General features: G+C 74.4%; 24 protein-coding genes. 11 read left to right on the forward strand and 13 right to left on the reverse strand.

What is annotated here, in order from left to right:
* Positions 1-20: 20 nt before the first annotated feature.
* A complete protein-coding gene (gene mshA / locus D7294_RS15110; protein ID WP_120679769.1) occupies positions 21-1274 on the reverse strand; it encodes a D-inositol-3-phosphate glycosyltransferase in 1254 nt (417 codons plus the stop codon).
* Positions 1275-1388: 114 nt separating this feature from the next.
* Between mshA and D7294_RS15115 the strand changes: the two genes are divergently transcribed.
* Positions 1389-2195 carry a class I SAM-dependent methyltransferase gene (locus tag D7294_RS15115; protein ID WP_120679771.1) on the forward strand — a complete coding sequence of 269 codons (807 nt, stop codon included), beginning with the start codon at positions 1389-1391 and terminating at the stop codon, positions 2193-2195.
* Positions 2196-2313: 118 nt separating this feature from the next.
* On the opposite strand, the gene D7294_RS15120 is transcribed toward D7294_RS15115, so the two are convergent.
* The 3 genes from D7294_RS15120 to mshD form a co-directional block, all read right to left on the reverse strand.
* A complete protein-coding gene (locus D7294_RS15120) occupies positions 2314-2757 on the reverse strand; it encodes an NUDIX hydrolase (RefSeq protein WP_120679772.1) in 444 nt (147 codons plus the stop codon).
* Positions 2741-5296 (reverse strand): RNA degradosome polyphosphate kinase, encoded by a 2556-nt coding sequence (locus D7294_RS15125; protein ID WP_422070702.1) that lies wholly within the window; start codon positions 5294-5296, stop codon positions 2741-2743. The genes D7294_RS15120 and D7294_RS15125 overlap by 17 nt, the downstream gene beginning before the upstream one ends.
* Before the next feature lie 100 nt (positions 5297-5396).
* Positions 5397-6305: a mycothiol synthase gene (mshD, locus tag D7294_RS15135; protein ID WP_120679774.1), complete on the reverse strand. Its 909-nt coding sequence runs from the start codon at positions 6303-6305 to the stop codon at positions 5397-5399.
* A gap of 173 nt (positions 6306-6478) precedes the next feature.
* Between mshD and D7294_RS15140 the strand changes: the two genes are divergently transcribed.
* A complete protein-coding gene (locus tag D7294_RS15140; protein WP_241562374.1) occupies positions 6479-8317 on the forward strand; it encodes a bifunctional metallophosphatase/5'-nucleotidase in 1839 nt (612 codons plus the stop codon).
* 99 nt (positions 8318-8416) lie between these two features.
* Here D7294_RS15140 and D7294_RS15145 read toward each other — a convergent pair whose 3' ends face one another.
* Both D7294_RS15145 and D7294_RS15150 read right to left on the reverse strand, forming a co-directional pair.
* Entirely contained in the window at positions 8417-9136 is a 720-nt protein-coding gene (locus D7294_RS15145) for a 4'-phosphopantetheinyl transferase family protein (RefSeq protein ID WP_120679777.1), read from the reverse strand.
* Entirely contained in the window at positions 9133-9975 is an 843-nt protein-coding gene (locus D7294_RS15150) for a metallophosphoesterase family protein (RefSeq protein ID WP_120679779.1), read from the reverse strand. Before D7294_RS15150 ends, D7294_RS15145 begins: the two co-directional genes overlap by 4 nt.
* Positions 9976-10058: 83 nt before the next feature.
* On the opposite strand from D7294_RS15150, the gene soxR reads away from it, so the two are divergent.
* Positions 10059-10676 (forward strand): redox-sensitive transcriptional activator SoxR, encoded by a 618-nt coding sequence (gene soxR / locus D7294_RS15155; protein ID WP_120679781.1) that lies wholly within the window; start codon positions 10059-10061, stop codon positions 10674-10676.
* 26 nt (positions 10677-10702) lie between these two features.
* Here the strand turns inward: soxR and D7294_RS15160 are convergent, their stop codons facing one another.
* A complete protein-coding gene (locus D7294_RS15160; protein ID WP_147450835.1) occupies positions 10703-10984 on the reverse strand; it encodes a hypothetical protein in 282 nt (93 codons plus the stop codon).
* An 84-nt stretch (positions 10985-11068) separates the two neighbouring features.
* Between D7294_RS15160 and D7294_RS15165 the strand changes: the two genes are divergently transcribed.
* Positions 11069-11668 carry a TetR/AcrR family transcriptional regulator gene (locus D7294_RS15165; RefSeq protein ID WP_120679785.1) on the forward strand — a complete coding sequence of 200 codons (600 nt, stop codon included), beginning with the start codon at positions 11069-11071 and terminating at the stop codon, positions 11666-11668.
* A 21-nt stretch (positions 11669-11689) separates the two neighbouring features.
* Here the strand turns inward: D7294_RS15165 and D7294_RS15170 are convergent, their stop codons facing one another.
* The 5 genes from D7294_RS15170 to D7294_RS15190 all read right to left on the reverse strand — a co-directional run bounded on the left by D7294_RS15170 (position 11690) and on the right by D7294_RS15190 (position 17000).
* Positions 11690-13084 carry a HAMP domain-containing sensor histidine kinase gene (locus D7294_RS15170; protein WP_241562391.1) on the reverse strand — a complete coding sequence of 465 codons (1395 nt, stop codon included), beginning with the start codon at positions 13082-13084 and terminating at the stop codon, positions 11690-11692.
* A gap of 89 nt (positions 13085-13173) precedes the next feature.
* Positions 13174-13875, reverse strand: coding sequence for a response regulator transcription factor (locus tag D7294_RS15175; protein WP_120679788.1), 702 nt, complete (start codon positions 13873-13875; stop codon positions 13174-13176).
* A 39-nt stretch (positions 13876-13914) separates the two neighbouring features.
* Positions 13915-15051, reverse strand: coding sequence for a S1C family serine protease (locus D7294_RS15180; RefSeq protein WP_120679790.1), 1137 nt, complete (start codon positions 15049-15051; stop codon positions 13915-13917).
* A 75-nt stretch (positions 15052-15126) separates the two neighbouring features.
* Positions 15127-16143, reverse strand: coding sequence for a LacI family DNA-binding transcriptional regulator (locus D7294_RS15185; RefSeq protein ID WP_120679792.1), 1017 nt, complete (start codon positions 16141-16143; stop codon positions 15127-15129).
* Between the two features lie 95 nt (positions 16144-16238).
* Complete coding sequence (locus tag D7294_RS15190; RefSeq protein ID WP_120679794.1) at positions 16239-17000, reverse strand: response regulator transcription factor; 762 nt, start codon at positions 16998-17000, stop codon at positions 16239-16241.
* Positions 17001-17416: 416 nt separating this feature from the next.
* On the opposite strand from D7294_RS15190, the gene D7294_RS15195 reads away from it, so the two are divergent.
* The 6 genes from D7294_RS15195 (at position 17417) to D7294_RS15215 (ending at position 20989) form a co-directional block, all read left to right on the forward strand.
* Positions 17417-17683, forward strand: a complete 267-nt coding sequence (locus tag D7294_RS15195) for a MoaD/ThiS family protein (protein ID WP_120679796.1) — start codon at positions 17417-17419, stop codon at positions 17681-17683.
* The gene (locus tag D7294_RS15200; RefSeq protein WP_120679798.1) at positions 17680-18480 is read left to right on the forward strand and encodes a hypothetical protein; all 801 of its coding nucleotides are present in this window, start codon (positions 17680-17682) and stop codon (positions 18478-18480) included. Before D7294_RS15195 ends, D7294_RS15200 begins: the two co-directional genes overlap by 4 nt.
* 188 nt (positions 18481-18668) lie before the next feature.
* Complete coding sequence (locus tag D7294_RS15205; RefSeq protein ID WP_120679800.1) at positions 18669-19388, forward strand: LmeA family phospholipid-binding protein; 720 nt, start codon at positions 18669-18671, stop codon at positions 19386-19388.
* Positions 19389-19525: 137 nt separating this feature from the next.
* Positions 19526-19627, forward strand: a complete 102-nt coding sequence (locus D7294_RS33955; RefSeq protein WP_422070703.1) for a putative leader peptide — start codon at positions 19526-19528, stop codon at positions 19625-19627.
* Positions 19628-19745: 118 nt separating this feature from the next.
* Complete coding sequence (locus tag D7294_RS15210) at positions 19746-20585, forward strand: sulfurtransferase (RefSeq protein WP_120679801.1); 840 nt, start codon at positions 19746-19748, stop codon at positions 20583-20585.
* 119 nt (positions 20586-20704) lie between these two features.
* Complete coding sequence (locus tag D7294_RS15215) at positions 20705-20989, forward strand: DUF1416 domain-containing protein (protein ID WP_120679803.1); 285 nt, start codon at positions 20705-20707, stop codon at positions 20987-20989.
* 147 nt (positions 20990-21136) lie between these two features.
* Here D7294_RS15215 and D7294_RS15220 read toward each other — a convergent pair whose 3' ends face one another.
* Positions 21137-21499: a DsrE family protein gene (locus tag D7294_RS15220; protein ID WP_120679805.1), complete on the reverse strand. Its 363-nt coding sequence runs from the start codon at positions 21497-21499 to the stop codon at positions 21137-21139.
* A 405-nt stretch (positions 21500-21904) separates the two neighbouring features.
* Between D7294_RS15220 and D7294_RS15225 the strand changes: the two genes are divergently transcribed.
* Positions 21905-22477: a heme-binding beta-barrel domain-containing protein gene (locus tag D7294_RS15225; RefSeq protein WP_120679807.1), complete on the forward strand. Its 573-nt coding sequence runs from the start codon at positions 21905-21907 to the stop codon at positions 22475-22477.
* Positions 22478-22512 lie beyond the last annotated feature (35 nt).

Genomic DNA, 22512 nt, shown 5'->3' on the forward strand with positions numbered 1-22512 from the left:
AGGCGCAGCGGGGCGGCGCGTCAGGCTCCGGCGAGGTGCGGACGGCGGAAGCGGCGCTCGGCGATGGCGTCCGCGTACACGGCCAGGGTGCCGCCGGCGGTGGCCTTCCAGCCGAAGCGCCTGGCGTGCCGCGCCGCGGCCGCCCCCAGCCGGTCGCAGAGCCCGGGGTCGTCGGCGAAGCGGCGCAGGACGCGGGCGTAGTCGGCCGGGTCGTGCCCCCGCACCAGGTAGCCGGTCTCCCGGTCGCGCACCACGACGGGCAGCCCGCCGACGGCCGCGGCGATCACCGGGGTGCCGCAGGCCTGTGCCTCGGCGGCGGCCAGGCCGAAGGACTCGCTGTAGGACGGCATCACCAGCACCGTCGCCGCCCGGTACCAGTCGGCCAGCTCGGGCTGGGAGACCGGCGGCCTGAACTCGACCAGGTCGGCGATCCCGAGACGGGCGGCGAGCCGCTGCATCCGCTCCGGCCTCGCCAGCCCGCTGCCCGAGGGCCCGCCGACCACGGGCACGACCAGGCGCCCGCGCAACGAGGGCTCGGCGTCGAGGAGTTCGCGCACGGCGTGCAGCAGGATGTCGGGCGCCTTCAGCGGCTGGATGCGGCCCACGAACAGGGGCACGAGCGCGTCCCGCGGCAGTCCGAGCCTGGCCCTGGCCGCCGCCCGGTCCCCGGCCGGCCGGAAGGTGGCGAGGTTCACGCCGGGGTGGACCACGGCGGTGCGCCCCGGGTCCGCGGCGTAGTGCCGCACCAGCTCGTCCGCCTCCTCGGCGGTGTTGGCGATCAGCCGGTCCGCCGCCCGCACCACCTGCGTCTCGCCGATGATGCGGGCGGCCGGCTCCGGGGTGTCACCGGTGGCCAGGGAGGCGTTCTTCACCTTCGCCATGGTGTGCATCTGGTGCACCAGCGGGACCCCCCAGCGCTGCGCGGCCAGCCAGGCGACCTGCCCGGAGAGCCAGTAGTGCGAGTGCACCAGATCGAAGTAGCCGGGGTGCTCGCCGGCCCAGATCTGCATGACGCCGTGGGTGAAGGCGCACAGCTGCGCGGGCAGCTCCTCCTTGCTGAGCCCCTGGTAGGGCCCGGCGTCCACGTGCCGCACCAGGACTCCGGGCGCCAGCTCCACCGCGGGGGCCAGGTGCCCGGCGGTGGCCCGGGTGAAGATCTCCACCTCGGTGCCCAGCGCGGCCAGTTGCCTGGAGAGCTCGACGACGTAGACGTTCATCCCGCCCGCGTCGCCGGTGCCCGGCTGGTCGAGCGGCGAGGTGTGGACGCTGAGCATCGCGATCCGGCGGGCGTGTGGCACGGAAAGGCTCCTTGGCGTCGGGGTCCTCGGGGTGCAACCCCGCCCCGGCCGCACCTGTTCCCATTCTGCGGAGTCGTTACGCTCGCACGCATGTCACCGGCTCGCCCCGAGGGGAGCGCGACGCGGGGCACCACCCATCCGAACCGGCTGCGCCGGATGGACCGGTGGATCGCCGTCGCGCACGCCCCCGCGCTCCGCCGCGCTCCCCGCGCCCCCCGCGGGCCGCTGGCGGTGGACCTCGGCTTCGGGGCCGCGCCCTGGACGGCCGTGGAGCTGCTGGCCAGGCTGCGGCGGGTGCGGCCGGACGCCCGGGTGACCGGCGTGGAGATCGAGCAGGCCAGGGTCGAGGCGGCGCTGCCCTGGGCCCGCCCCGGGCTGTCCTTCCTGCGGGGCGGCTTCGAGCTTCCGCTGCCGGGCGGGGAACGGCCGCTGCTGATCCGGGCCGCGAACGTGCTGCGGCAGTACCCCGAGGAGGCGGTGCCGGCCGCCTGGGCGCGGCTGTGCGGGCGGCTGGCCCCCGGGGGTCTCCTCGTGGAGGGCACCTGCGACGAGATCGGGCGGCGGCACGTGTGGGTGGCGCTGGGGCCCGAGGGCCCGCGCACGGTGACCTTCGCGGCCCGCCTCGCCGGCCTCCTCGCCCCGTCCGAGCTGGCGGAGCGGCTGCCCAAGGCGCTGATCCACCGGAACGTGCCGGGCGAGGCCGTGCACGCCTTCCTGCGCGACTTCGACCGGGCCTGGGCCGCCGCCGCGCCGTACGCCGCCTTCGGGGCCAGGCAGCGCTGGGTGCACGCGGTCCGTGCCCTGTCCTGCGACTGGCCGCTGACCGGCGGCCCGGGGCGCTGGCGGCAGGGCGAGGTCACGCTGGCCTGGTCCGCCCTCGCCCCGCGCGGCTGGTGAACGGCGCGCCGCGGAACGGGAGTTCGGCGCCGCACGGCGGCCGGCGCGTCACGCGGGTAGGGCCGTCACGCGGATGCGGCCGTCACGCGGGTGCGGGGCGCCGCCGGGGTGCGGGGCGTCACAGGGGGTTCAGCGAGCCGAGGGCCTCGTCGAGCACCTCGCGGTCCTGCGGGCTGGTGAGCTGCACCCGGGCCTCGGCCGGGGCGAGCCAGACCACGCGGTCCACCTCCTCGTTGGGCACGAAGCCGCCGCCGACCGCCTCGGCGGCCCAGTACCTGACCTCCTTGGGCCGGCCCATGGCCAGGTAGCGGACGGTGCGCAGCGGCTGGCCGAGCACGCACACCATCCCGGTCTCCTCGCGGACCTCGCGCACCGCCGCGCTCTGCGGCGGCTCCCCCGGGTGCAGCTTGCCCTTCGGGTGCGACCAGTCGTCGTAGCGGGGCCGGTGCACCAGCGCCACCTCCACGCCGCCCGCCGCCGTGCCCCGCCAGAGCACGCAGCCCGCCGCCAGGACGGGGCCCTCGGGAGCCTCGGGCCCGCGGGGCTCAGTCTCCGGTGCCACGCCGCTTCCTCCGTGCCTCGATCAGCAGCTCCTGCACGTTCGGCAGCGGCCGCCCCTCCGCGTCGGCCGCGTGCCTGGTCCACGTGCCGTCCTGGCCCAGGTGCCAGGAGGCCGAGGTGTCGGCGGTCCCCGAGGTGAGCAGCCGCACCAGCGCCGAGCGGTGGGCCGGGTCGGTGACCCGGACCAGGGCCTCCATCCGCCGGTCCAGGTTGCGGTGCATGAGGTCGGCGCTGCCCAGCCAGACCTCGCTCTCCCCGCCGCCGCCGAAGGCGTACACCCGGGAGTGCTCCAGGAAGCGGCCGAGGACGCTGCGCACCCTGATGTGGTCCGAGAGCCCGGGCACGCCCGGCCGCAGCGCGCAGATGCCCCGCACCCAGATGTCCACCGGCACGCCCGCCTGGGAGGCGCGGTACAGGGCGTCGATCACGGCCTCGTCCACGATCGAGTTGACCTTGATCCTGATCCAGGCGGGCCGCCCGGCCCGGTGGTGCTCCACCTCCCGGCCGATCCGGGTGAGCAGCCCCTCGCGCAGGGACCTCGGGGCGACGAGCAGCCGCCGGTAGTTGTCCCGCCGCGAGTAGCCCGACAGCCGGTTGAACAGGTCGGACAGGTCGGCGCCCACCTCGGCGTCCGCGGTCAGCAGGCCGAGGTCCTCGTAGAAGCGGGCGGTCTTGGGGTGGTAGTTGCCCGTGCCGACGTGGGAGTAGCGGCGCAGTTCCTCGCCCTCCTGGCGGACGACGAGGGACAGCTTGCAGTGCGTCTTCAGCCCGACCAGGCCGTAGACGACGTGGCAGCCCGCCTCCTCCAGCTTCCTGGCCCACTTGATGTTGGCGTGCTCGTCGAAGCGCGCCTTGATCTCCACCAGCACCAGCACCTGCTTGCCCGAGTCGGCCGCGTCGATGAGCGCGTCCACGATCGGCGAGTCGCCCGAGGTGCGGTACAGCGTCTGCTTGATGGCCAGCACGTCCGGGTCGGCCGCCGCCTGTTCGAGGAAGGCCTGGACGGAGGTGGAGAACGAGTCGTACGGGTGGTGCAGCAGCACGTCCCGCTCCCGCAGCGCGGCGAAGATGTCGGGCGCCGAGGCGGACTCGACCTCGGCGAGGTCCCGGTGGGTGCCGGCGACGAACTTGGGGTACTTCAGCTCGGGCCGGTCGAGGGCGGCGATGGACCGCAGGCCGGTCAGGTCGAGCGGCCCCGGCACCGCGAAGACCTCCTCCCGCCTGATCTTCAGCTCCCGCACCAGCAGGTCGAGCACCTCCGGGTCGATGGACTCCTCCACCTCCAGGCGCACCGGCGGCCCGAACCTGCGGCGCAGCAGCTCCTTCTCCAGCGCCTTCAGGAGGTTCTCCGTGTCGTCCTCCTCGACCTCCAGGTCCTCGTTGCGGGTGACCCGGAAGACGTGCTGCGCGAGCACCTCCATCCCGCGGAACAGCTCCTCCAGGTGGGCGGCGATGACGTCCTCGACCGGGACGTACCGCTGCGGCGATGCCTCAAGGAAGCGGGAGAGCAGCGGGGGCACCTTGACCCGCGCGAAGTGCTTGTGGCCGGTGGCCGGGTTGCGCACCACGACGGCCAGGTTGAGCGAGAGGCCGGATATGTACGGGAAGGGGTGCGCGGGGTCCACGGCCAGCGGGGTGAGCACCGGGAAGATCTTCTTGCGGAAGAGCGAGAAGAGCCGGGTCTGCTCGTCCTCGGTGAGGTCGGGCCAGCGCAGCAGGTGGATGCCCTCCTCGGCCAGCTGCGGGGCGACGGTCTTCTGGTACGCGGCGGCGTGCCGCGTCATCTGCTCCCTGGCCATCGTCCAGATCTGCGCGAGCACCTGCTGCGGCACCTGCCCGGTGACGGTGCGGGTGGCCACGTCGGTGGCGATGCGCCGCTTGAGCCCGGCGACGCGGACCATGAAGAACTCGTCCAGGTTGCTGGCGAAGATGCTGAGGAAGTTGGCCCGTTCGAGCAGCGGGGTCTCGGGGTCCTCGGCCAGTTCGAGGACCCGCTCGTTGAACGCGAGCCAGCTGCGTTCGCGGTCCAGGAACCGGTCGGCCGGCAGCTCAGGGAGCGGCTCGGGGTCCCGGGGCCCGGCGCCCGGGCCGGCGGGCTCCACGTCCAGGCCCGAGGACTCCACGCCTCCGCGCTCGGTGAGTTCGTGGTGCCGGGCGAGCTCGGCGCCGCCGGTCACGCCGGGCGAGGGCACGGCGAAGGCCTCACGGCTCGCCCCGGCTTCCTGGCTCATGCCCCCATTGTCCCGCCGCCGGGCCGGTACCGGCACCTCGGCGGCGGCCGGAGCGGGCACCCCGGCGGCGGCCCGGGCAGGGGCAGGGTCGGTGGCCGGCTCGGTGGCAGGGGCGGGCGCGGGGGCGGCCGTCCGGCCGGCGAGGGCGGCGGCGCCCTCGGCCCGGTACCGGTCGGCCCACTTCTTCACGGTCGCGGCCGAGACCTCGAACCGGTCCGCGGCGCGGCGGAGCGACCAGCCGTCCTCGACGACGCTGCGGGCGAGGCGGAGCCGGGTCGCCTCCGGGAGGGGTCCTGTGCGCTCGGGCATGTCAGGGACGTTACAGGCCGAAAGTTAACGGAAGGGGCGCGCGCCGGGCCCGCCCCGGCCGCGTTCCCGGCCCCGTGCCCGGCCGGCCGGGAACCGCCGCTCAGGTCTCCGTGCGGTACATCAGGTCCGTCTCGTAGGTCGCGAAGCCGAGGCCCTCGTAGAGCCGCACCGCCGCGGTGTTGTCGGCGTCCACGTAGAGCATCGCGGTGGGCAGCCCACGCTCGCCGGCGAGGTGCCTGAGGCCGATGGTGGTCAGGGCCCGGCCCAGGCCGAGGCCCTGCGCCTCGGGGGCGATGCCGAGGACGTACACCTCGCCGAGTTGCTCGGCGGCGTGCACCTTCGTCCAGTGGAAGCCGAGGAGGCGCTCCTCCTCCCCCTCCCCCCGCACCGCGAGGAAGAAGCCCGCCGGGTCGAACCACGGCTCGGCCTTGCGCGCCTCCAGGTCCCGCCGGGTGAGGGAGCCCTGTTCCGGGTGGTGGGCGAAGGCGGCGGCGTTCACCGCGAGCCAGGCCTCCTCGTCCCTGCCGGGCACGAAGGTCCGCACCCGCACGCCCTCGGCCGGCCGCGGGTCAGGCAGCCTGAGGTCGGCCAACGGGCGCCGCAGCTGGCGGAGTTCGCGGAACAGGGAGAGGCCGAGCATCCGCGCCAGGTGCCGGGCGGCGGGCAGCCCGCCGTGTGCCCAGATGCGCAGCCGGTGCCCGGAGGCGCCGAGCAGCGCCTCGCCGAGCTGGTACCCGAGCCGCCGCCCGCGGTGCGCCGGGTCCACCACGAGCTCGGCGGACGGCGCCTCCACCGGGTCGGTGCCGTCGAGCAGGCCGTAGCCGAGGAGGGCGTCCCCCTCGCGCAGCAGCACGTGGCGCACGCCCTCCCTGGCCCCGCCGGCGAGCAGCAGCCGCCCCTGTTCCGACACGGCGCCGCGCCCGTCCACGGCGGCCGCGGCGTCGATGAGCGCCCTGACCTCCGCCAGCTCGCCGCCGGTCACCTCGTCCCGCACCACGACCTCAGTCATGAGGGTGACTCTAGAGACTCCGGGCCCGCGGCGGGGCCCCTTCCCGTTCCGCTCCTTTCACCTGCTTGTCACACGCGCCCCCTGCCCACCTACGCGCGTAACCCTTAGGGTGCTGGCGACCTGGGCATCGATCGGCCTCATCTCCCGTACCAGCGAAACGGATCTGACCGCACATGCATGCAAGGACGTACCGACTGACCGCGGGCGCGGCCATGTTGGCGGCCGTCGGGGCGCTCGCCGTCGCCCCGCCCGCCGCCATGGCGGCCGCGCACTCCGGCGGGGACCGGCAACAGCAGCAGGGACACGGCAACGGCACGGGCACCGGACACGGCAACGGCCACGGGCAGGGCGAGGCGACGCTGCCCCTCCAGGTGCTGGCGATCAACGACCTGCACGGCGCCCTGGAGCCCCCCACCGGCTCGAACGGGCAGGTCGTCCAGGACAACGCGGACGGCACCACCTCGACGATCGAGGCGGGCGGCGTGGCCTACCTGGCCTCCGCGCTGCGCGAGGCCCGCGAGGGCGAGCGGCGCTCGGTGACGGTGGCCGCGGGCGACCTGGTGGGCGCCTCCCCGCTGTTGTCGGGGCTGTTCCACGACGAGCCGACCATCGAGGCGCTCAACGGGCTCGGCATGGACGTCGCCGGCGTCGGCAACCACGAATTCGACGAGGGCTACCGGGAGTTGCAGCGGCTTCAGGACGGCGGCTGCCACCCGGTGGACGGCTGCTACGTGGCGGGCCGGGAGTTCGCCGGCTCCGACTTCCCCTACCTCGCGGCCAACGTGGTGGACGAGAACACGGGCGAGCCGATCCTGGCGCCGTACAGCGTGCAGAACGTGAACGGCGTCAAGGTGGGCTTCATCGGCGTGACCCTGGAGGGCACCGCGAACATCGTCACCCAGGAGGGCATCCAGGGCCTTGCCTTCCTCGACGAGGTGGAGACGATCAACCGGTACACCGCGGAGCTCGAACGGCAGGGCGTCCACTCGATCATCGCGCTGATCCACGAGGGCGGCTATCCCGTGGACCCGGCGTACAACAACGACTGCGGCGAGGGCGGAAGCGGCCTCTCGGGTCCGATCGTGGACATCGCCGAGCACACGGACGCGCGGGTGGACGCGCTGATCACCGGCCACACCCACCAGCCCTACGTGTGCGCCATCCCCGACCCCGAGGGTCACGACCGGCTGGTCACCTCGGCGGCCTCCAACGGGCGTCTTTTCACCGAGCTGACCATGGAGTACAGCCCCCGCACCCACGACATCGTCCGCACCTCGGTCGCGGGCACCAACCGGGTGGTGGACCGGGAGCGGGAGCCGGCCGCCGACCTCCAGCAGCTGATCGGCTACTGGAACGAGCTGGCCGCCCCGGTGGCCGGGGCGCCCATCGGCTGGATCTCGGCCGACATCCCGCGCTCGGGCGGCGACAGCCCCGAGTCCCCGCTGGGCGACCTGATCGCCGACGCGCAGCTCGCGCACGCCAGGGAGCTCGACGAGTCCGCCGACCTCGCCCTGATGAACCCGGGCGGGGTGCGCGCCGACCTCGTGTACGCCGCCTCGGGCGAGGAGGGCGACGGGGTGGTGACCTACGGCGAGGGCTTCACGGTGCAGCCGTTCTCCAACACGGTGAACCTGCTCGACCTCACCGGGGAGCAGCTGCTTTCCGCCCTCCGGGAGCAGGTGAGCGGCGCCAACGAGTCCTCGCCGAAGATCCTCCAGCCCTCCGCGGGCCTCACCTACACGCTCGACCTGAGCCGGTCGGGCGCGGACCGGATCGTCGCCGACTCGGTGCGGATCGACGGCGAGCCGCTGGACCCGGCGGCCACCTACCGGGTCGCGGTCAACTCCTTCCTCGCGGGCGGCGGCGACGGCTTCGCCTCGCTCGCCGAGGGCACCAACCCGGTGGTGGGCAACGACGACATGGCCGCCCTCGCCGCCTACCTGACCGCCCAGTCCTCCGCCGGCTCCCCGCTCGCCCCGCCGGCGGCCGACCGCATCACCGTCCTGCGCTGACCGCGGCGCCAGGGCAGGCCACGCCGCCCCTCACCCGCCGGGTGGGGGGCGGTCGCCGTGGGGGCGGTCGCCGTGGGGGCGCACGGCGCGTGCGCGGGTTCAGTCGGCGACCGTGGCCGCCCCGGCGCCCCGGTTCTGGCCGGGCAGGGAACGGGGCGCGGCGGGCACGGTGATCGCGGTGATCAGCAGCCCGTCGCGGGCCAGCCACCTGCCGTCGAACCCGGGCAGGCGCCGGCCCGCCACGACCGGGCCAGGCACCAGCAGCCGGGCGTGGAAGGTGCCGCGGTCGGGGTCGATGTCGATGCGGGCCTCCTCGAAGTCGAGCCAGAGCCCGGTGAGCGGGAACCACGTCTTGTAGACGCTCTCCTTGGCGCTGAACAGCAGCCGCTCCCACCACACCGCGCGGCCGAGCGCGGCCAGCCGCCGCAGCATCGCCCGCTCCTCGGGCAGCGCGATCAGCTCGGTGACCCCGGGGTCGCGCAGCGCCTCGTTCGGCTCGGCGTCGATGCCGACGCTGGTCAGCTCCCCGGCCCTGGCGACGGCCGCTGCCCGGTACCCGCGGCAGTGCGTCATGCTGCCGAGGAAGCCCTGCGGCCAGCGCGGCGCCCCGCGCTGGCCGGGCAGCAGCGGCACCCGCGGCCCGCCGAGGCGGGCCAGCGCGGTCCTGGCGCACTCCCGCACGGTGCCGAACTCGCGGCGCCGCTCGGGCACCGCGCGCCGGATCAGCTCCTCCTCCTCGGGGAAGAGCGTGGGCGGGTGCTCCGGGTCGGCGAAGGCCTCGGCCACCGCGGCGGGCGGCCCCACCAGCTCCTCGATCATCGCTCCACCACCGCCCCGGGCAGGACGCGCACCAGGCGCCCCGGCTCGGCGGAACGCCGCTGCCACTCGCGCGGGTAGCCGAGGGAGACCTCCTGGTGCGGAATGCCGTCCACGTGGAGGGTGCGGGGGATGTGCAGGTGGCCGTAGACGACGGTGGTGGCCCGGAACCTGCGCGGCCAGTCGTCGGTGGCCTCGGTGCCGCACCACAGCGCGAACTCCGGGTAGCGCAGCACCCGGGTGGGCTCGCGGACCAGCGGGAAGTGGTTGATCAGCACGGTGGGCAGGCCCGCGGGCAGCTCGGCGGCCAGCCGCTTCTCGGTGGCCGCCAGCCTGGCCCGGCACCACGCCTCGCGGCTCGGATGGGGATCGTGCTTCAGCAGGAACTCGTCGGTGCAGATCACCCCGGCCTCCTCGGCGACGTCCAGGGCCTGCCGTTTGGTGTGGGTGCCGGGCGGCCGGAAGCTGTAGTCGTACAGCAGGAAGAGGGGCACGAGGACGACCGGGCCGCCCGCGCCCTCCCAGACCTCGTAGGGGTCCTCTGGGGTGACGATCCCCAGCCGGCGGCACAGCCCGACGAGGTACTCGTAGCGCGCCTCTCCGGTCAGCCGCACCGGGTCGTCGGGCGGGGTCCACAGCTCGTGGTTGCCGGGGACCCAGATCACCTTGGCGAACCGCTCGGCGAGCAGGGTGAGGGCCCACTCGATGTCCTCGCTCATCTCCCCGACGTCGCCCGCGACCAGCAGCCAGTCGTCCTCGGCGGCGGGGCGCAGCCGCCGCACGATGTCCCGGTTCTCCTCGTACCGCACATGCAGATCGCTGATGGCCACCAGATTCCCCATGCGCAACTCCCCTTCTCGCCAGGAGCCTTCACGCTACCCCATTAATCTCAAGGAAACTTGAAGTACCTACTAGGATCGGTGGCATGGCACAGCCTGCGACCGCGCCGGTCATCGCGAAGGAACTCACCATCGGCCAGCTCGCCCAGCGCAGCGGCGTGGCCACCTCGGCGCTGCGCTTCTACGAGGAGCAGGGCCTGATCACCAGCCGCAGGACCTCGGGCAACCAGCGCAGGTACCCGCGGGACATGCTGCGGCGGGTGGCGTTCATCCGGGTCTCGCAGAACGTCGGGATGCCGCTGAGTGCGATCCGCGCCGCCCTGGCCAGGCTCCCGGAGGGCCGCACGCCCAACCGGGACGACTGGGCGGTCGTCTCCGAGTACTGGCGGGCCGACCTGGACGCCAGGATCAGGCAGCTCAGCAGGCTGCGGGACAACCTGACGGACTGCATCGGCTGCGGCTGCCTCTCGCTGGAGAGCTGCCTGCTCGCCAACCCCGACGACGTCTGCGGCAGGGAGGGCTGCGGCCCCCGCCGCCTGCTCGCCGACGACGCCCAGGCCGGGGGAGGGGACTGCGGCACCGCCGGCGACCCGGCGTGCGGCCCGGCCTGCGAGCCGGTGCCGGGCCCCGGCCCCGCGGCGGGGGCCGCGCTCACCGCCGCGGCCCGCGCCTGCGCGCCGCCGGGGTGCGAGGCGCCCGCCTGAGCGGCTGGGGGCGGCGGCCCTGCGGGCTATGGCCTCGGACCGTCGAAGAGGCCCCTCGGGTCCGCGTGCGGGAGCACCACGGGCCCCTCCCACACGCCGCCGCCCGGCGCCCGGCCGGGGCCGCCGGGACCTTCCGGCGCCTGGGCACCGCCCCGCCCGGTGCCGCCCGCCCCGCGGCCCGCGACCACCTCAGCGGTGGCGGCGTCGAGCGCCCCGCCGTGCCGCAGGGCGTGGGCCGCGTGCACCCCGTACCCGAACTCGCGCGCGAACCTGGCGAGCGGGACGAGGGACAGGAAAACGCGCTTCATGACCGCCTCCACTACACTGGTCTGTGAAGTTCAGCTTCCGACCATAGGTACACAGGTCTGTAAATGCAAGGGGGTACTGCCTTCATGACCGCTCCGACAACCGGGGCAGGCGACCGGCGCCTCACCCCCGGCGCCCGGCGCATCCTCGAAGTGGCATCCGAACTGTTCTACCGACGGGGTATCCACGCCGTCGGCGTTGACACCATCGCGGCCGAGTCCGGCGTGACCAAGCGGACCCTGTACGACCGCTTCGGCTCCAAGGACGGCCTCCTGGTGGCGTACCTGGAGACCAGGGACCGGCGCTGGCGCGCGCGCATCGCCTCCCGCCTGGAGGCCGAGCGCGAGGACCCGGTCCGCCGGGTGCTCGTGCCCTTCGACGTGCTGCCCGAGTGGCTGTCCGAGTCCGACCGCGGATGCAGCTTCATCAACGCCTTCGCCGAGCTGCCCGAGCCGGACCACCCGGGCCGCCAGGTGATCGTCGCCGAGAAGAAGTGGCTGCGCTCGCTGTTCTACGAGCTGCTGGTCGAGGCGGGGGCCACCCGGCCCGACGACCTCGCCGTGCAATTGCTGAGCCTGCACGAGGGCGCCGTGGTCAGCAGCGCCATCGCGGAGGAGAGCGCGGCCGCAGGCGCCGCCCGCTCGGCCGCGCGGTCCCTGGTCACCGCCGCCCTGCCGGCGCGGTGACCAGGCGCCCCGCGGCCGCCCTCAGGTCCCGGGCGGCGGCGCCGGCGCGCCCGGCAGCCGCAGCACCGCCTCCGTCCCCCCGCCGGGGGCCGCCCGCAGCGCGATGTCGCCGCCCGCCTCCCGGACGGTCCTGGCCACTATGGAGAGGCCGAGGCCGGAGCCCGGCAGGCCACGCGCGTGCGGCGAGCGCCAGAACCGCTCGAAGACGTGCGGCAGGTCCGCCGCCGGGATGCCGGGGCCGTGATCGCGGATGCTCAGCTCCCCCCCGCGCAACGCCACCTGCACGCCCCGCTCCGCGCCGCCCTGGGCGCCGAACTTCAGCGCGTTGTCCAGCAGGTTGACCACCGCGCGCTCCAGCGCGGCCGGCTCCGCGCGCACGTACCACGGATCGAGGGCCGCCTCGATCTGCATGCCCCGGGCCCGCAGCCGGGCCCGCGACACCGCGCGGCCCGCCACCTCGTGCAGCCCCACCACCTCGTGCCGCCCCAGGCCGAAGGCCGTCTCGGGCCGCGAGAGCTCCTGCAGGTCGCCGATCAGCGCCCCGAGCTCGGTCAGCTGCGCGGTCACCGAGGCCAGCAGCTGCCGCCGGTCGGCCTCGGGCAGCGGCCGGCCGGTCTCCTCGCTGCGCGCCAGCAGCTCGATGTTGGTGCGCAGCGAGGTGAGCGGGGTGCGCAGCTCGTGGCCCGCGTCCGCGATCAGCTGCTGCTGGAGCTCGCGGGAGGAGGCGAGGGCCGCCGTCATCGAGTTGAACGAGCGGGACAGCCGGGCGATCTCGTCGTCGCCCGCCACCGGGATGCGGACGTTCAGGTCCTCGGTGCGGGCGATGTGCTCGGCCGCCTCGGTCAGCCGGTCCACCGGGCGCAGGCCCGCCCTGGCGAGCGCGACCCCCACGCCCGCGGCGCCGACCGCGCCCGCCGCGGAGACCAGCACCAGCACCAGGGCGAGCGAACCCAGCGGGTCCGTCACCTCCGCCAGCGGGCGGGCCACCGTGACCGCGGAGTCGGAGTCGGCGACCTGCCTGGTCAGCACCCGGTAGGTGCGCCCGTCCGAGCCCTCCGCGTTGTGCAGGGACTCGACGGCCCGGTGCCCGGCCACCGCGACGTCCGCGTCGGAGACCTCGAGCGAGGCCCGGCCCTGGAGCACGCAGTGGCTGCCGTCGTCGAACACCACCTGCACCACGTCGTTGAACGGCGGCGGCGGCATCCCGTCCCCGCGGCTGCCCGGGTCGTCGGGGCACTGGCCCTCGCGCAGCGCGGACAGCACCAGCGGGCCGCTGACGCGGTTGTCGCGCAGGGTGCCGTCGAGCGAGGCCGTCAGCTGGCCGCGCACCACGAACCAGCAGGCCGCGGCGCAGACCGCCACCGCGATCGCCACGGCGAGCGCGGTGAGCAGCGCGAGGCGCGAACGCAGCGGCAGCCGCGCGAACCGGTGCGCAAGGGCCCGCGGGCCGCGGGGGCGCCGCCCGCCCGCCCGGCCGCCGCCGGCGGGCGCGGCCTGGGCGGCGCTCACTCGCGCAGGACGTAGCCGACGCCCCGGACGGTGTGCAGGAGGCGCGGCTCGCCGCCCGCCTCGGTCTTGCGGCGCAGATACATGATGTAGACGTCCAGGGAGTTCGACGAGGGCTCGAAGTCGAAGCCCCAGACGCTGCGCAGGATCTGCTCCCTGGTGAGGACCTGACGCGGATGGGTCAGGAAGAGTTCGAGCAGCGTGAACTCGGTGCGGGTCAGCTCCATCCGCCGCCGCCCCCGGTACACCTCACGGGTCGCCGGGTCCATCCGCAGGTCGGCGAACGCCAGGTGCGGCGGCTGCGGCCCGGCCCCCTCCGCCGGCGCGTAGGAACTGCGCCGCAGCAGGGCCCGCAGCCTGGCCAGCAGCTCGTCGAGCTCGAAGGGCTTGACGAGGTAGTCGTCCGCCCCCGCGTCCAGGCCGCTGACCCGGTCGCCGACGGTGTCGCGCGCGGTCAGCATGAGGATCGGCACCCGGTCCCCCGCGGCCCGCAGCCGCCGGGCCGCGGTCAGCCCGTCCATCCTGGGCATCAGCACGTCCAGGAGGATGGCGTCGGGACCGTAGGCCTGCCGCTTGGCGAGCGCGTCGACGCCGTCGACGGCCGTCTCGGTGGCGTAGCCCTCGAAGTCGAGGCTGCGCCGCAGCGCCTCACGGACGGCGGGTTCGTCGTCCACGATCAGCACCCGGAAACCCTCACTCATGCCCGCCAGTCTCGCACCCGGTCCGCGACGGCCCCGCGGTCACGCGGTGCCTCCCGTCAGGACCCCCTGCTCCTGCAGGAAGTCACGCACCGTGTCGACCGGGATGGCGAAGCCGAGGCCCGCGCTCCCGGCGTCGGAGGAGGTGCTGTACATCGCGGAGTTCAGGCCGATCAGCTCCCCGCCGAGGTTGACCAGGGCGCCGCCCGAGTTGCCCGGGTTCAGCGAGGCGTCGGTCTGGATCGCCTTGTAGGTCGTGGTCGACTCGCCGACGTCGCCGTTGTACCGCCCCCCGCCGAACTCGAACGGCCACTGCCCGTCCTGCTGCGCGCTGCCGTCGTCCGCCGGGACCGTCACCTCGCGGTCGAGGGCGGAGACGATGCCGCTGGTCACGGTGCCGGTCAGGCCCTCAGGCGAGCCGATGGCCACCACCTCGTCGCCGACCGCGACCCCGTCGGAGTCGCCGAGCGTGACCGGGGTCAGGTCCTCGGCGCCGCTCGCCTTGATCAGCGCCAGGTCGCGCTCCGGGTCGGTGGCGGTGACGCTCGCCGTGGCCGTGCTGCCGTCGCTGAAGGTCACCTGCACGCTGTCCGCGCCCGTCACCACGTGGTTGTTGGTGACGATCGAGCCGTCGGAGGTGACGACCACGCCGGAGCCGGTGGCCGAGCCGGTGGAGATCTCCACGACGGCCGGGCCGACCGCCCGGGCGACCGCCGCCACGCTGCCCTGGGTGCCGTCCGTGGACACGGCGGTGCCGAGGGCCGAGGAGGAGGCGGAGCCGCCCCGGCCCGGCCCGTCGTCGAGCAGGGCTGCGGTGCCGCCGCCCACCGCGCCCGCCACGATGGCGCCCGCGGCGAAGAGGGCGACCGGGCCCCGCGCCCAGCGGGGCACGCGCCGCCGCGCGGGCGGCCGGGCGGGCGGCGGGGGCCACTCCCCCGTCCCGCTCCCCGCGGCCTGCGGGTCCTGCGGCGGGTCCAGGGCGTACGGCGGGGCGGGCGGCGGGCCGAACGCGCCGGGCGCGGACTCCGTCCGCCCGGATTCGCCCGGGCGCGTGCGGTCGGCGGGGGAGCCCGCCGGGTCGGGGCCGCCCGCGTGGGGGCCGGTGGGCTGCGGCTGGGTCCAGGAAGCCCAAGCCGCCCGGCGTGGCTGTTGCGCTGCGTGGGCCTGGTTCTCGTTCATGCCACCGAGGCTGCGCCGCGAAGATGAGAGTTCTCTGAGCCGCCGCTCAAAAAGCCCTACGGAAACCGCGGCGCCTCAGGGGCAGCCGCAGGAGCGGCGGATCTTGAGCTCCACCGGGAACTGCCGCAGCCGCTGTCCCGGCCCCTCCCCCGGGTCGCCGATCGCCAGGTCGACCGCGGCGCGGGCCATCGCCTCCCGGTCCGAGCCCACCGTGGTCAGCGGCGGATCGGTCAGCGCCGCCTCCTTCACGTCGTCGAACCCGGCCACGGCCAGCTCCCCTGGCACGTCGATCCGCAGCTCGCGCGCCGCGCGCAGCACGCCGATCGCCTGGTCGTCGGTCGTGCACATCAGCGCGGGCGGACGCGAGGGCCCCGACAGCAGGTCGAGGGCGATGCGGTAGGCGTCGTAGCGGTTGTACGGGGCCTGGAACAGCCGGCCCTCGCAGCTCAGCCCGGCCGCCGCCATGGCCCGGCGCCAGCCCGTCACGTGGTCGGTGACCGGGTCGCCCGACTCCGGCGTGGAGTCGAGGCCGCCCAGGCAGGCGACGTAGGGCAGGCCGTGCCGCACCAGGAGGTGCCGCGTCAGCTGCTCGGCGCCGCCGATGTCGTCCAGCACGACCGCCACGTCGTCGATCGCGTCCGGCCGCTCGTGCAGCAGCACCACCCGCGCGTCCCAGGCGTCGATCTCGGCCGCCGCGCTCCTGCTGGGGCCCTGGCTGATCAGGATCAGCCCGGACACCCGCATCCCGAGGAACGCCCGCAGGTAGTGCACCTCACGCTCGTCGCGGTAGTCGGAGTTCCCGACCAGCACCATCTTTCCGCGCTCGGCCGCGGCCTGCTCCACCGCGTGCGCCATCTCCGCGAAGAACGGCTGCCGCGCGTCGGGGACGATCAGCCCTATCAGGTCGGTGCGCTGCGAGGCCATCGCCTGCGCGACCCGGTCGGGGCGGTACCCCAGCTCCTTGATCGCGGCCAGCACCCGCTCCCGCGTGCTCGCGGCCACCGGACGCGGCCCGTTGTTGATGACATAGCTCACGACGGCGGTCGAGGTCCCCGCCAGCCGCGCCACGTCGTCCCGCGTCACCTTGGCCACCGGGGCAGTCTACGCGCGAAGCCGCCATCCGGGTACGGGGCGGCCGGCGCCCGCCCGCGGGCCCGGCCGGCCGCGGGCGCCCGCCCCCGCACGGCTCAGCGGCGGCGGGCCGCCTCCTTGACGACCTGCTCCGCCTCGCGGGTGACCGCGCGGGCGTCGGAGTCCTCCTTGGACTTCTCCTTGTCCTTCTCCGGCGTCACGAAGCGGTAGCCGACGTTGCGCACGGTGCCGATCAGCGACTCGTGCTCCGGGCCGAGCTTCGCCCGCAGCCGCCTGACGTGCACGTCCACCGTGCGGGTGCCGCCGAAGTAGTCGTAGCCCCACACCTCCTGGAGCAGCTGGGCGCGGGTGAAGACCCGGCCGGGGTGCTGCGCCAGGTACTTCAGCAGCTCGAACTCCTTGAAGGTGAGGTCGAGGACCCGGCCCTTCAGCTTCGCGCTGTAGGTCGCCTCGTCCACCGAGAGGTCGCCGTTGCGGATCTCCATCGGGCTGTCGTCGGCCGACAGCTGCTGGCGGCCGATCGCCAGCCGCAGCCTGGCCTCGACCTCGGCCGGGCCCGCGCTGTCCAGGACGACGTCGTCCACGCCCCAGTCCGCGGTCACCGCCGCCAGGCCGCCCTCCGTGACGATCAGCAGGAGCGGGCAGCCGGGGCCGGTGGAACGCAGCAGCTGACACAGCGAACGCACGTGCGGCAGGTCCTTGCGCCCGTCCACGAGGATCACGTCGGAGCTGGGGGCGTCCACCAGGGCGGGGCCCTCGGCGGGCGCCACGCGCACGTGGTGCAGCAGCAGTTCGAGGGCGGGCAGGACCTGAGAGGAGGGTTGAAGGGCGTTGGTGAGGAGTAGCAGCGAACTCATATGCGGGGCGATCCTTCCTCGGTCCTTACGCGGGGACGAGCGGGGACGTCTCGAGCGGCTCTGCCCTGACAGTGGCCCGTACGGCCGGGCTAAAAGCAGGAAAGGACCCGGGATGGCGTCATCGCCCGGGTCCGTCACTTCTCCGGCAGCATAACCGAAGGCGTTCACCTGGCGCAGGGGTGCGGATCACATCCGCAGCTCACCTTCCCGGTGGACCCGGCGCATTCCGGCAGCCACGGGAGGCCATCATGGTGCGGCACGCACCACCGCGCGAGGGACGCACCCGGCGGCCCCCCGGCCCGCCCGGGCGGGCGGCCGGCACCACCCCGCACCACCCGGCGCGCCCCGGCGCGCTCCGGCGCGACGGCGCGGAGACCACGCAGAGACGACCGAGAACGGCGAGACACGGAGGCCCGATGGCGAGCGGCACTATCCGTTACTGGGCCGCGGCGAAGGCGGCCGCGGGCACGGGGGAGGAGGCGTACGAGGCCGACACCCTCGCCGGCGCCCTGGAGGCGGCCCGCGCCCGGCACGCCGGGCGGCCCGAGTTCGGACGCGTCCTTGCGCGCTGCTCCTTCCTGGTGGACGGCGGGCAGGTCGGCAGCAGGCCGCACGAGGCGGTGCCGCTGTCCGAGGGCGGCACGGTCGAGGTGCTTCCGCCGTTCGCGGGAGGGGCCGAGTGAGCGTCCACACCGGACCCACCGGAGCAGAGGCGCCGGCCCCGGCGCCGGGCGCACGGCACCGCGCCAGGTCGCCCCTCATCCCGCCGGGCCCCGCGCCCGCCGCGCTGACCGCCGCGCTCGCCGCCGTGATCGCGGCCACCGCCCCCTTCGGGCCCGGCGCGCTGGCCCCGGCCGTGGTCCTGCTCCAGGCGGTGACGGCGGCGGGCTGGTTCCGGCTGAACGGGATGTGGCCGGCGCGCCAGGGCATCGCGCTGGCCTTCGCGGGCGGCCTCGCGGCCGACGTCACCCTGCTGCTGGTGTCCCGCGACCGGGAGCCGGAGGGGCTGCTGGGCACGCTGGGGGTGTGGTTCCTGCTGGTGCTCGTGCTCCAGCTGCGTCACCGCGGCTCGGCCGAGGAGCGGCTCGACTCGCTGACGGCCACGGCCGCCGCCACGCTGCTGACCGTGCTGGCCGCCGCCCACCTGGCCGCCGCCGGGATCTCCGGGCCCGCCGTGGCGGTGACCGCCGCCGGGGCCGGGGCCGCGGCGCTGCTGCGCGCGCTGCCCGTGCCCTACCTCTCCCTCGTCCTCGCGCTGGCGGCCGGGGTGGGGGCAGGGGCGGCGGGCGAGGAGCTGACCGGCCTCGGCACGGACGCCCTCGCGTTCGGCGCCGCGGGCGGCCTCGCGGCGGTGCTCGGGCTGCGGGTGGCCGGCTACGACTTCCCCTCGCGCTTCGTCCACTTCACCGCGGGCGTCGCCCTGCCGCTGACGGCCGCAGCCCCCTTCGTCTATCCGCTGGCCAGGGCGCTGCTCGCCTAGCCGGCCCCCGCCCCGCCGCCCGGGCCAGGCCCTCCTGCCACGGCCCGGGCGGCGGGGCGCGGCCGGCGGACGGCGGGGCCGCGCGTGTAACGGACCTGCTGCAAGCGCGGGCCTGACCTTCGCGCCGCCGGGCGGGCGGGTTAGGCTCACGGCACTTTTGCATCGGTGATCCCGGGGGAGCCTCGTCCATGCGCGCCTTGCGAATAAGCCTGATCGTCGTCGGTGTGCTGCTCGTGCTGGCCATCGCCGCGGACCGGGTGGCGCTCTACATCGCCCAGGGCGAGGTGGCCTCGCGGGCCAGGACGACGCTCGGCCTCACCGAGGAGCCCGACGTCTCGATCAAGGGCTTCCCCTTCCTCACCCAGGTCCTCGACCGGCACCTGGGCCACGTGACCCTCGGCCTCGACGACTACCAGGCCGACGTGGACGGCACGTCGCTGACCATCCACGAGCTCGACGCCGACCTGCGGGACGTGACGATCACCGGCGGCTTCAGCGGGGCGGTGGCCGAGACCGCCACCGGCGAGGGCCTGATCGACTACCCCGAGCTGTCCCGGGTGTACGGCGAGCTCCTGGGGTCGAGCGACAACGGCCTGACCGTCGAGTTCTCGCCCGCGGACGACGGCCGGCTGCTGCTCACCGTGCAGGCGAGCGTCCTGGGCCAGAGCATGGACGTGGGCGATGTGGAGGCCGACCTCGTCGTCGAGCACGACTCGGTCAGCCTGCACGTCGACGAGGAGGACATCCCCGACACCGGCAACCCGCAGATCCAGCAGACGATCAACGAGCGCCTCAACGAGGAGCACGCGGTCAGCGGCCTTCCGGTGGGGCTCGCCCTGGACTCGGCGACGCCGGAGGAGGACGGGGTGCGGATCACCGTGGCGGGCAGCGACGTGGAGATCGGCTGACCCGGCCGTTCCCGGGACGGCGGGACGGCGGGGCGGCGCGGGACGGCGGAGGGCTGCCGTCCACATGTCAGGCGGCAATGTCTCAGTATTCGGTACAACGGTGACACAAGAGGCGTGACCTCCATACGATCGGCCGCATGACGCGACAGGCATCGGGCACCCCTGCCGGGGGACTGACGAAGCGACGCGCGGTCGATCTGTGCCGCGTCGCGGCCATGCTCTGTCGCCGCGTCGGCTGACGACCACGCCTCATCTCCGCGTGCCGCGGTTCACCGCTGCCGCCGCGCGCGCTCTCCGCCGCGTCTGCCCGTGCCCGGCATACGCCCCCTCCCTGTCACATCGCCGAAGGAGAACAGCATGAGCCGCAGTGACGTCCTCGTGGACGCCGACTGGGTCCAGGACCACATCGACGACCCGAAGGTCGTGATCGTGGAGGTCGACGAGGACACCTCCGCCTACGAGAAGAACCACATCAGGAACGCCCTCCGCCTCGACTGGAAGAAGGAGCTCCAGGACCCGGTGCGGCGGGACTTCGTGGACCAGGAGGGCTTCGAGCGGCTGCTGTCCGCCAAGGGCATCGCGAACGACGACACGGTCGTCCTGTACGGCGGCAACAACAACTGGTTCGCCGCCTACGCCTACTGGTACTTCAAGCTCTACGGCCACGGCGACGTCCGCCTGCTGGACGGCGGCCGCAAGAAGTGGGAGCTCGACGCCCGCGAGCTGGTCTCCGAGGTGCCCACCAGGGCGGCCACCACGTACCGGGCCCAGGCGCAGGACACCTCGATCCGCGCGTTCCGCGACGAGGTCGTGGCGGCCATCGGCAACAAGAACCTGGTGGACGTCCGCTCGCCCGACGAGTTCTCCGGCAAGCTGCTCGCCCCCGCCCACCTGCCGCAGGAGCAGTCGCAGGTCGGCGGCCACATCCCGTCGGCGCGCAACATTCCCTGGTCCAAGTCGGCCAACGACGACGGCACCTTCAGGTCCGACGAGGAGCTGACGGAGCTGTACCAGGAGGAGGGCGTGGACCTGGGCAAGGACACCATCGCCTACTGCCGCATCGGCGAGCGCTCCGCGCACACCTGGTTCGTGCTGCACGAGCTGCTCGGCGTGCCGAACGTCAAGAACTACGACGGCTCCTGGACCGAGTACGGCTCCCTGGTGGGCGTGCCCGTCGAGACCGGCCCCGCCAAGTAGGCCCTTCGCCGGCCCCGGCCCCGGCCGCGTCCCGAAGGGCCCGGCAGGGCCCCGGCGGGCCGGCGGCACCACCCCCCGGGGCTTCCCGGACCACAGCACACCGCAAGAGGAGGCACGCCATGTGCGGAGCCAAGGCCGGCGGGCCAGACGCCGCCACCACGTCGGGCGAGACCACCATCCAGGGCTCGGTCACGCGCGACGGCCAGCCCGTGACCGGGTACGTCCGGCTGCTGGACGCGACGGGCGAGTTCACCGCCGAGGTGCCCACCTCGGCGACCGGGCAGTTCCGCTTCTTCGCGGCGGAGGGCACCTGGACGGTCCGGGCACTGGTGCCGGGCACCACGGCGGACCGCAAGGTGTTCGCGCGGCAGGGCGGCCTCGTGGAGGTCGAGATCGCCGTGTGAGGGCGGCGCGGGGCCCGGCGCCCCGCGGCACCGACGAGTGAAGGCCGCGTCCCCGTGGACGCGGCCTTCGCCTTTCCCCGTTGTCCCCCGATGGATCACTACCGGTAACTGTCCGTCGGTCTCAGAAGCCTCACTCGAATGCGGTCATCAGTAGACGAGCGCCTGCACGCCGTCGGGCATGATCTCGCTCACGAAGACCTGCGAGCCGGCGATGCGCACTCCGTCCAGGACATCCTCCTCTTCGATCCCCCTCCGGGCGGCACACTGAGTGCACAGGGTGACCCGCCCCCCAGCCTGAATACTGTCGATCAGGTCCGGCAGCGGCGCCGCATGCGGAAGTTCGAACTCCGCGGCCCGGCCGGGCAGGGCGAACCACGCGGCCTCGCCGGTCAGCCAGAGCGAAACCTCCACGCCGCTGGCGGCGGCGACCGCCGCCACCGTGAAAGCCTGCGAGCACCGTTCGGGGGCGTCCGCCCCCGCCGTCACCTTGATCACCAGTTTCTGAGCCATGTCGCCACCGTAGCCGCGGCTACGGGACTAACGAGTCGTGCCGCAGGTGGCGCAAACCCAGTCGCCGCTCGGGCCCTGATGCATGGTTCCGCCACAGTTCGGACAATTCATGATCACATCCTTTCCAAGCCCTTAGACGCGCGAGAGGTCAAACGCGTTCAGCCTCAGTGATCACAAAACGGTCAAGACCGCACGCAAGCATCCAGCCCGGGCGGCCTACCCTCAGTGAGCTTCCCCCGGACGGGACGCACTAGACTCGGCCGCGGATCGAAAAGTGATTGACCGCGTCGCGAGGAGCACCCGTGGAGGCCTTCCTGATCACCCTGATCGCCCTGGTGTGCGTGGGCACCCTCGCCTTCGCCGGGCTCGTGGTGGCCAAGCTCTTCCAGGGGCAGCGCTGAGCCGATGATCGAGATTCCTTCCGACCTCGACCCGGGACTCGTGCCGCTCGCCTTCCTGCTGGGCACCTGGCAGGGCGCGGGAGTCGCCGAGGCCGCCGGCCCCGGCGGCGAGGGCGCGTTCAACTTCGGCCAGCAGGTGACCTTTTCGCACGACGGCCGGGACTTTCTTGAGTACTCCTCGCGCACCTGGCGGCTGGACGGCGAGGGCAAGCGCGTCGGCCCGCTGGACTCCGAGCACGGGTACTGGCGGATCGCCGACCGCAGCCTTGAGGCCGTGATGGTCCGCGACGAGGGCGTGGTCGAGGTCTGGTACGGCGAACTCGCCGAGGGCAAGCCGCAGATCGACCTCGCCACGGACGCCGTCGCCCGCACCGCCGCGGCCCCGCCGTACTCGGGCGGCAAGCGCCTGTACGGCTACGTGAACGGCGACCTGATGTGGGTGGGCGAGAAGAAGACGGGCCCCGAGGCGCCGCTGCGCCCGTACATGTCGGCCCACCTGAAGAAGGCCGTCGACCCCCGCGAGTGGGTGGCGGACATCGCCGGCCTGCCCGACGACGGCATCGCGTTCTTCCGCTGAGCCCGCGCGCGCCGGGCCCGCGCGCCGGGGCGTGC

The sequence above is a fragment of the Streptomyces hoynatensis genome (assembly GCF_003626535.1).
GTDB classification, from domain to species: Bacteria; Actinomycetota; Actinomycetes; order Streptomycetales; family Streptomycetaceae; genus Streptomyces; species Streptomyces hoynatensis.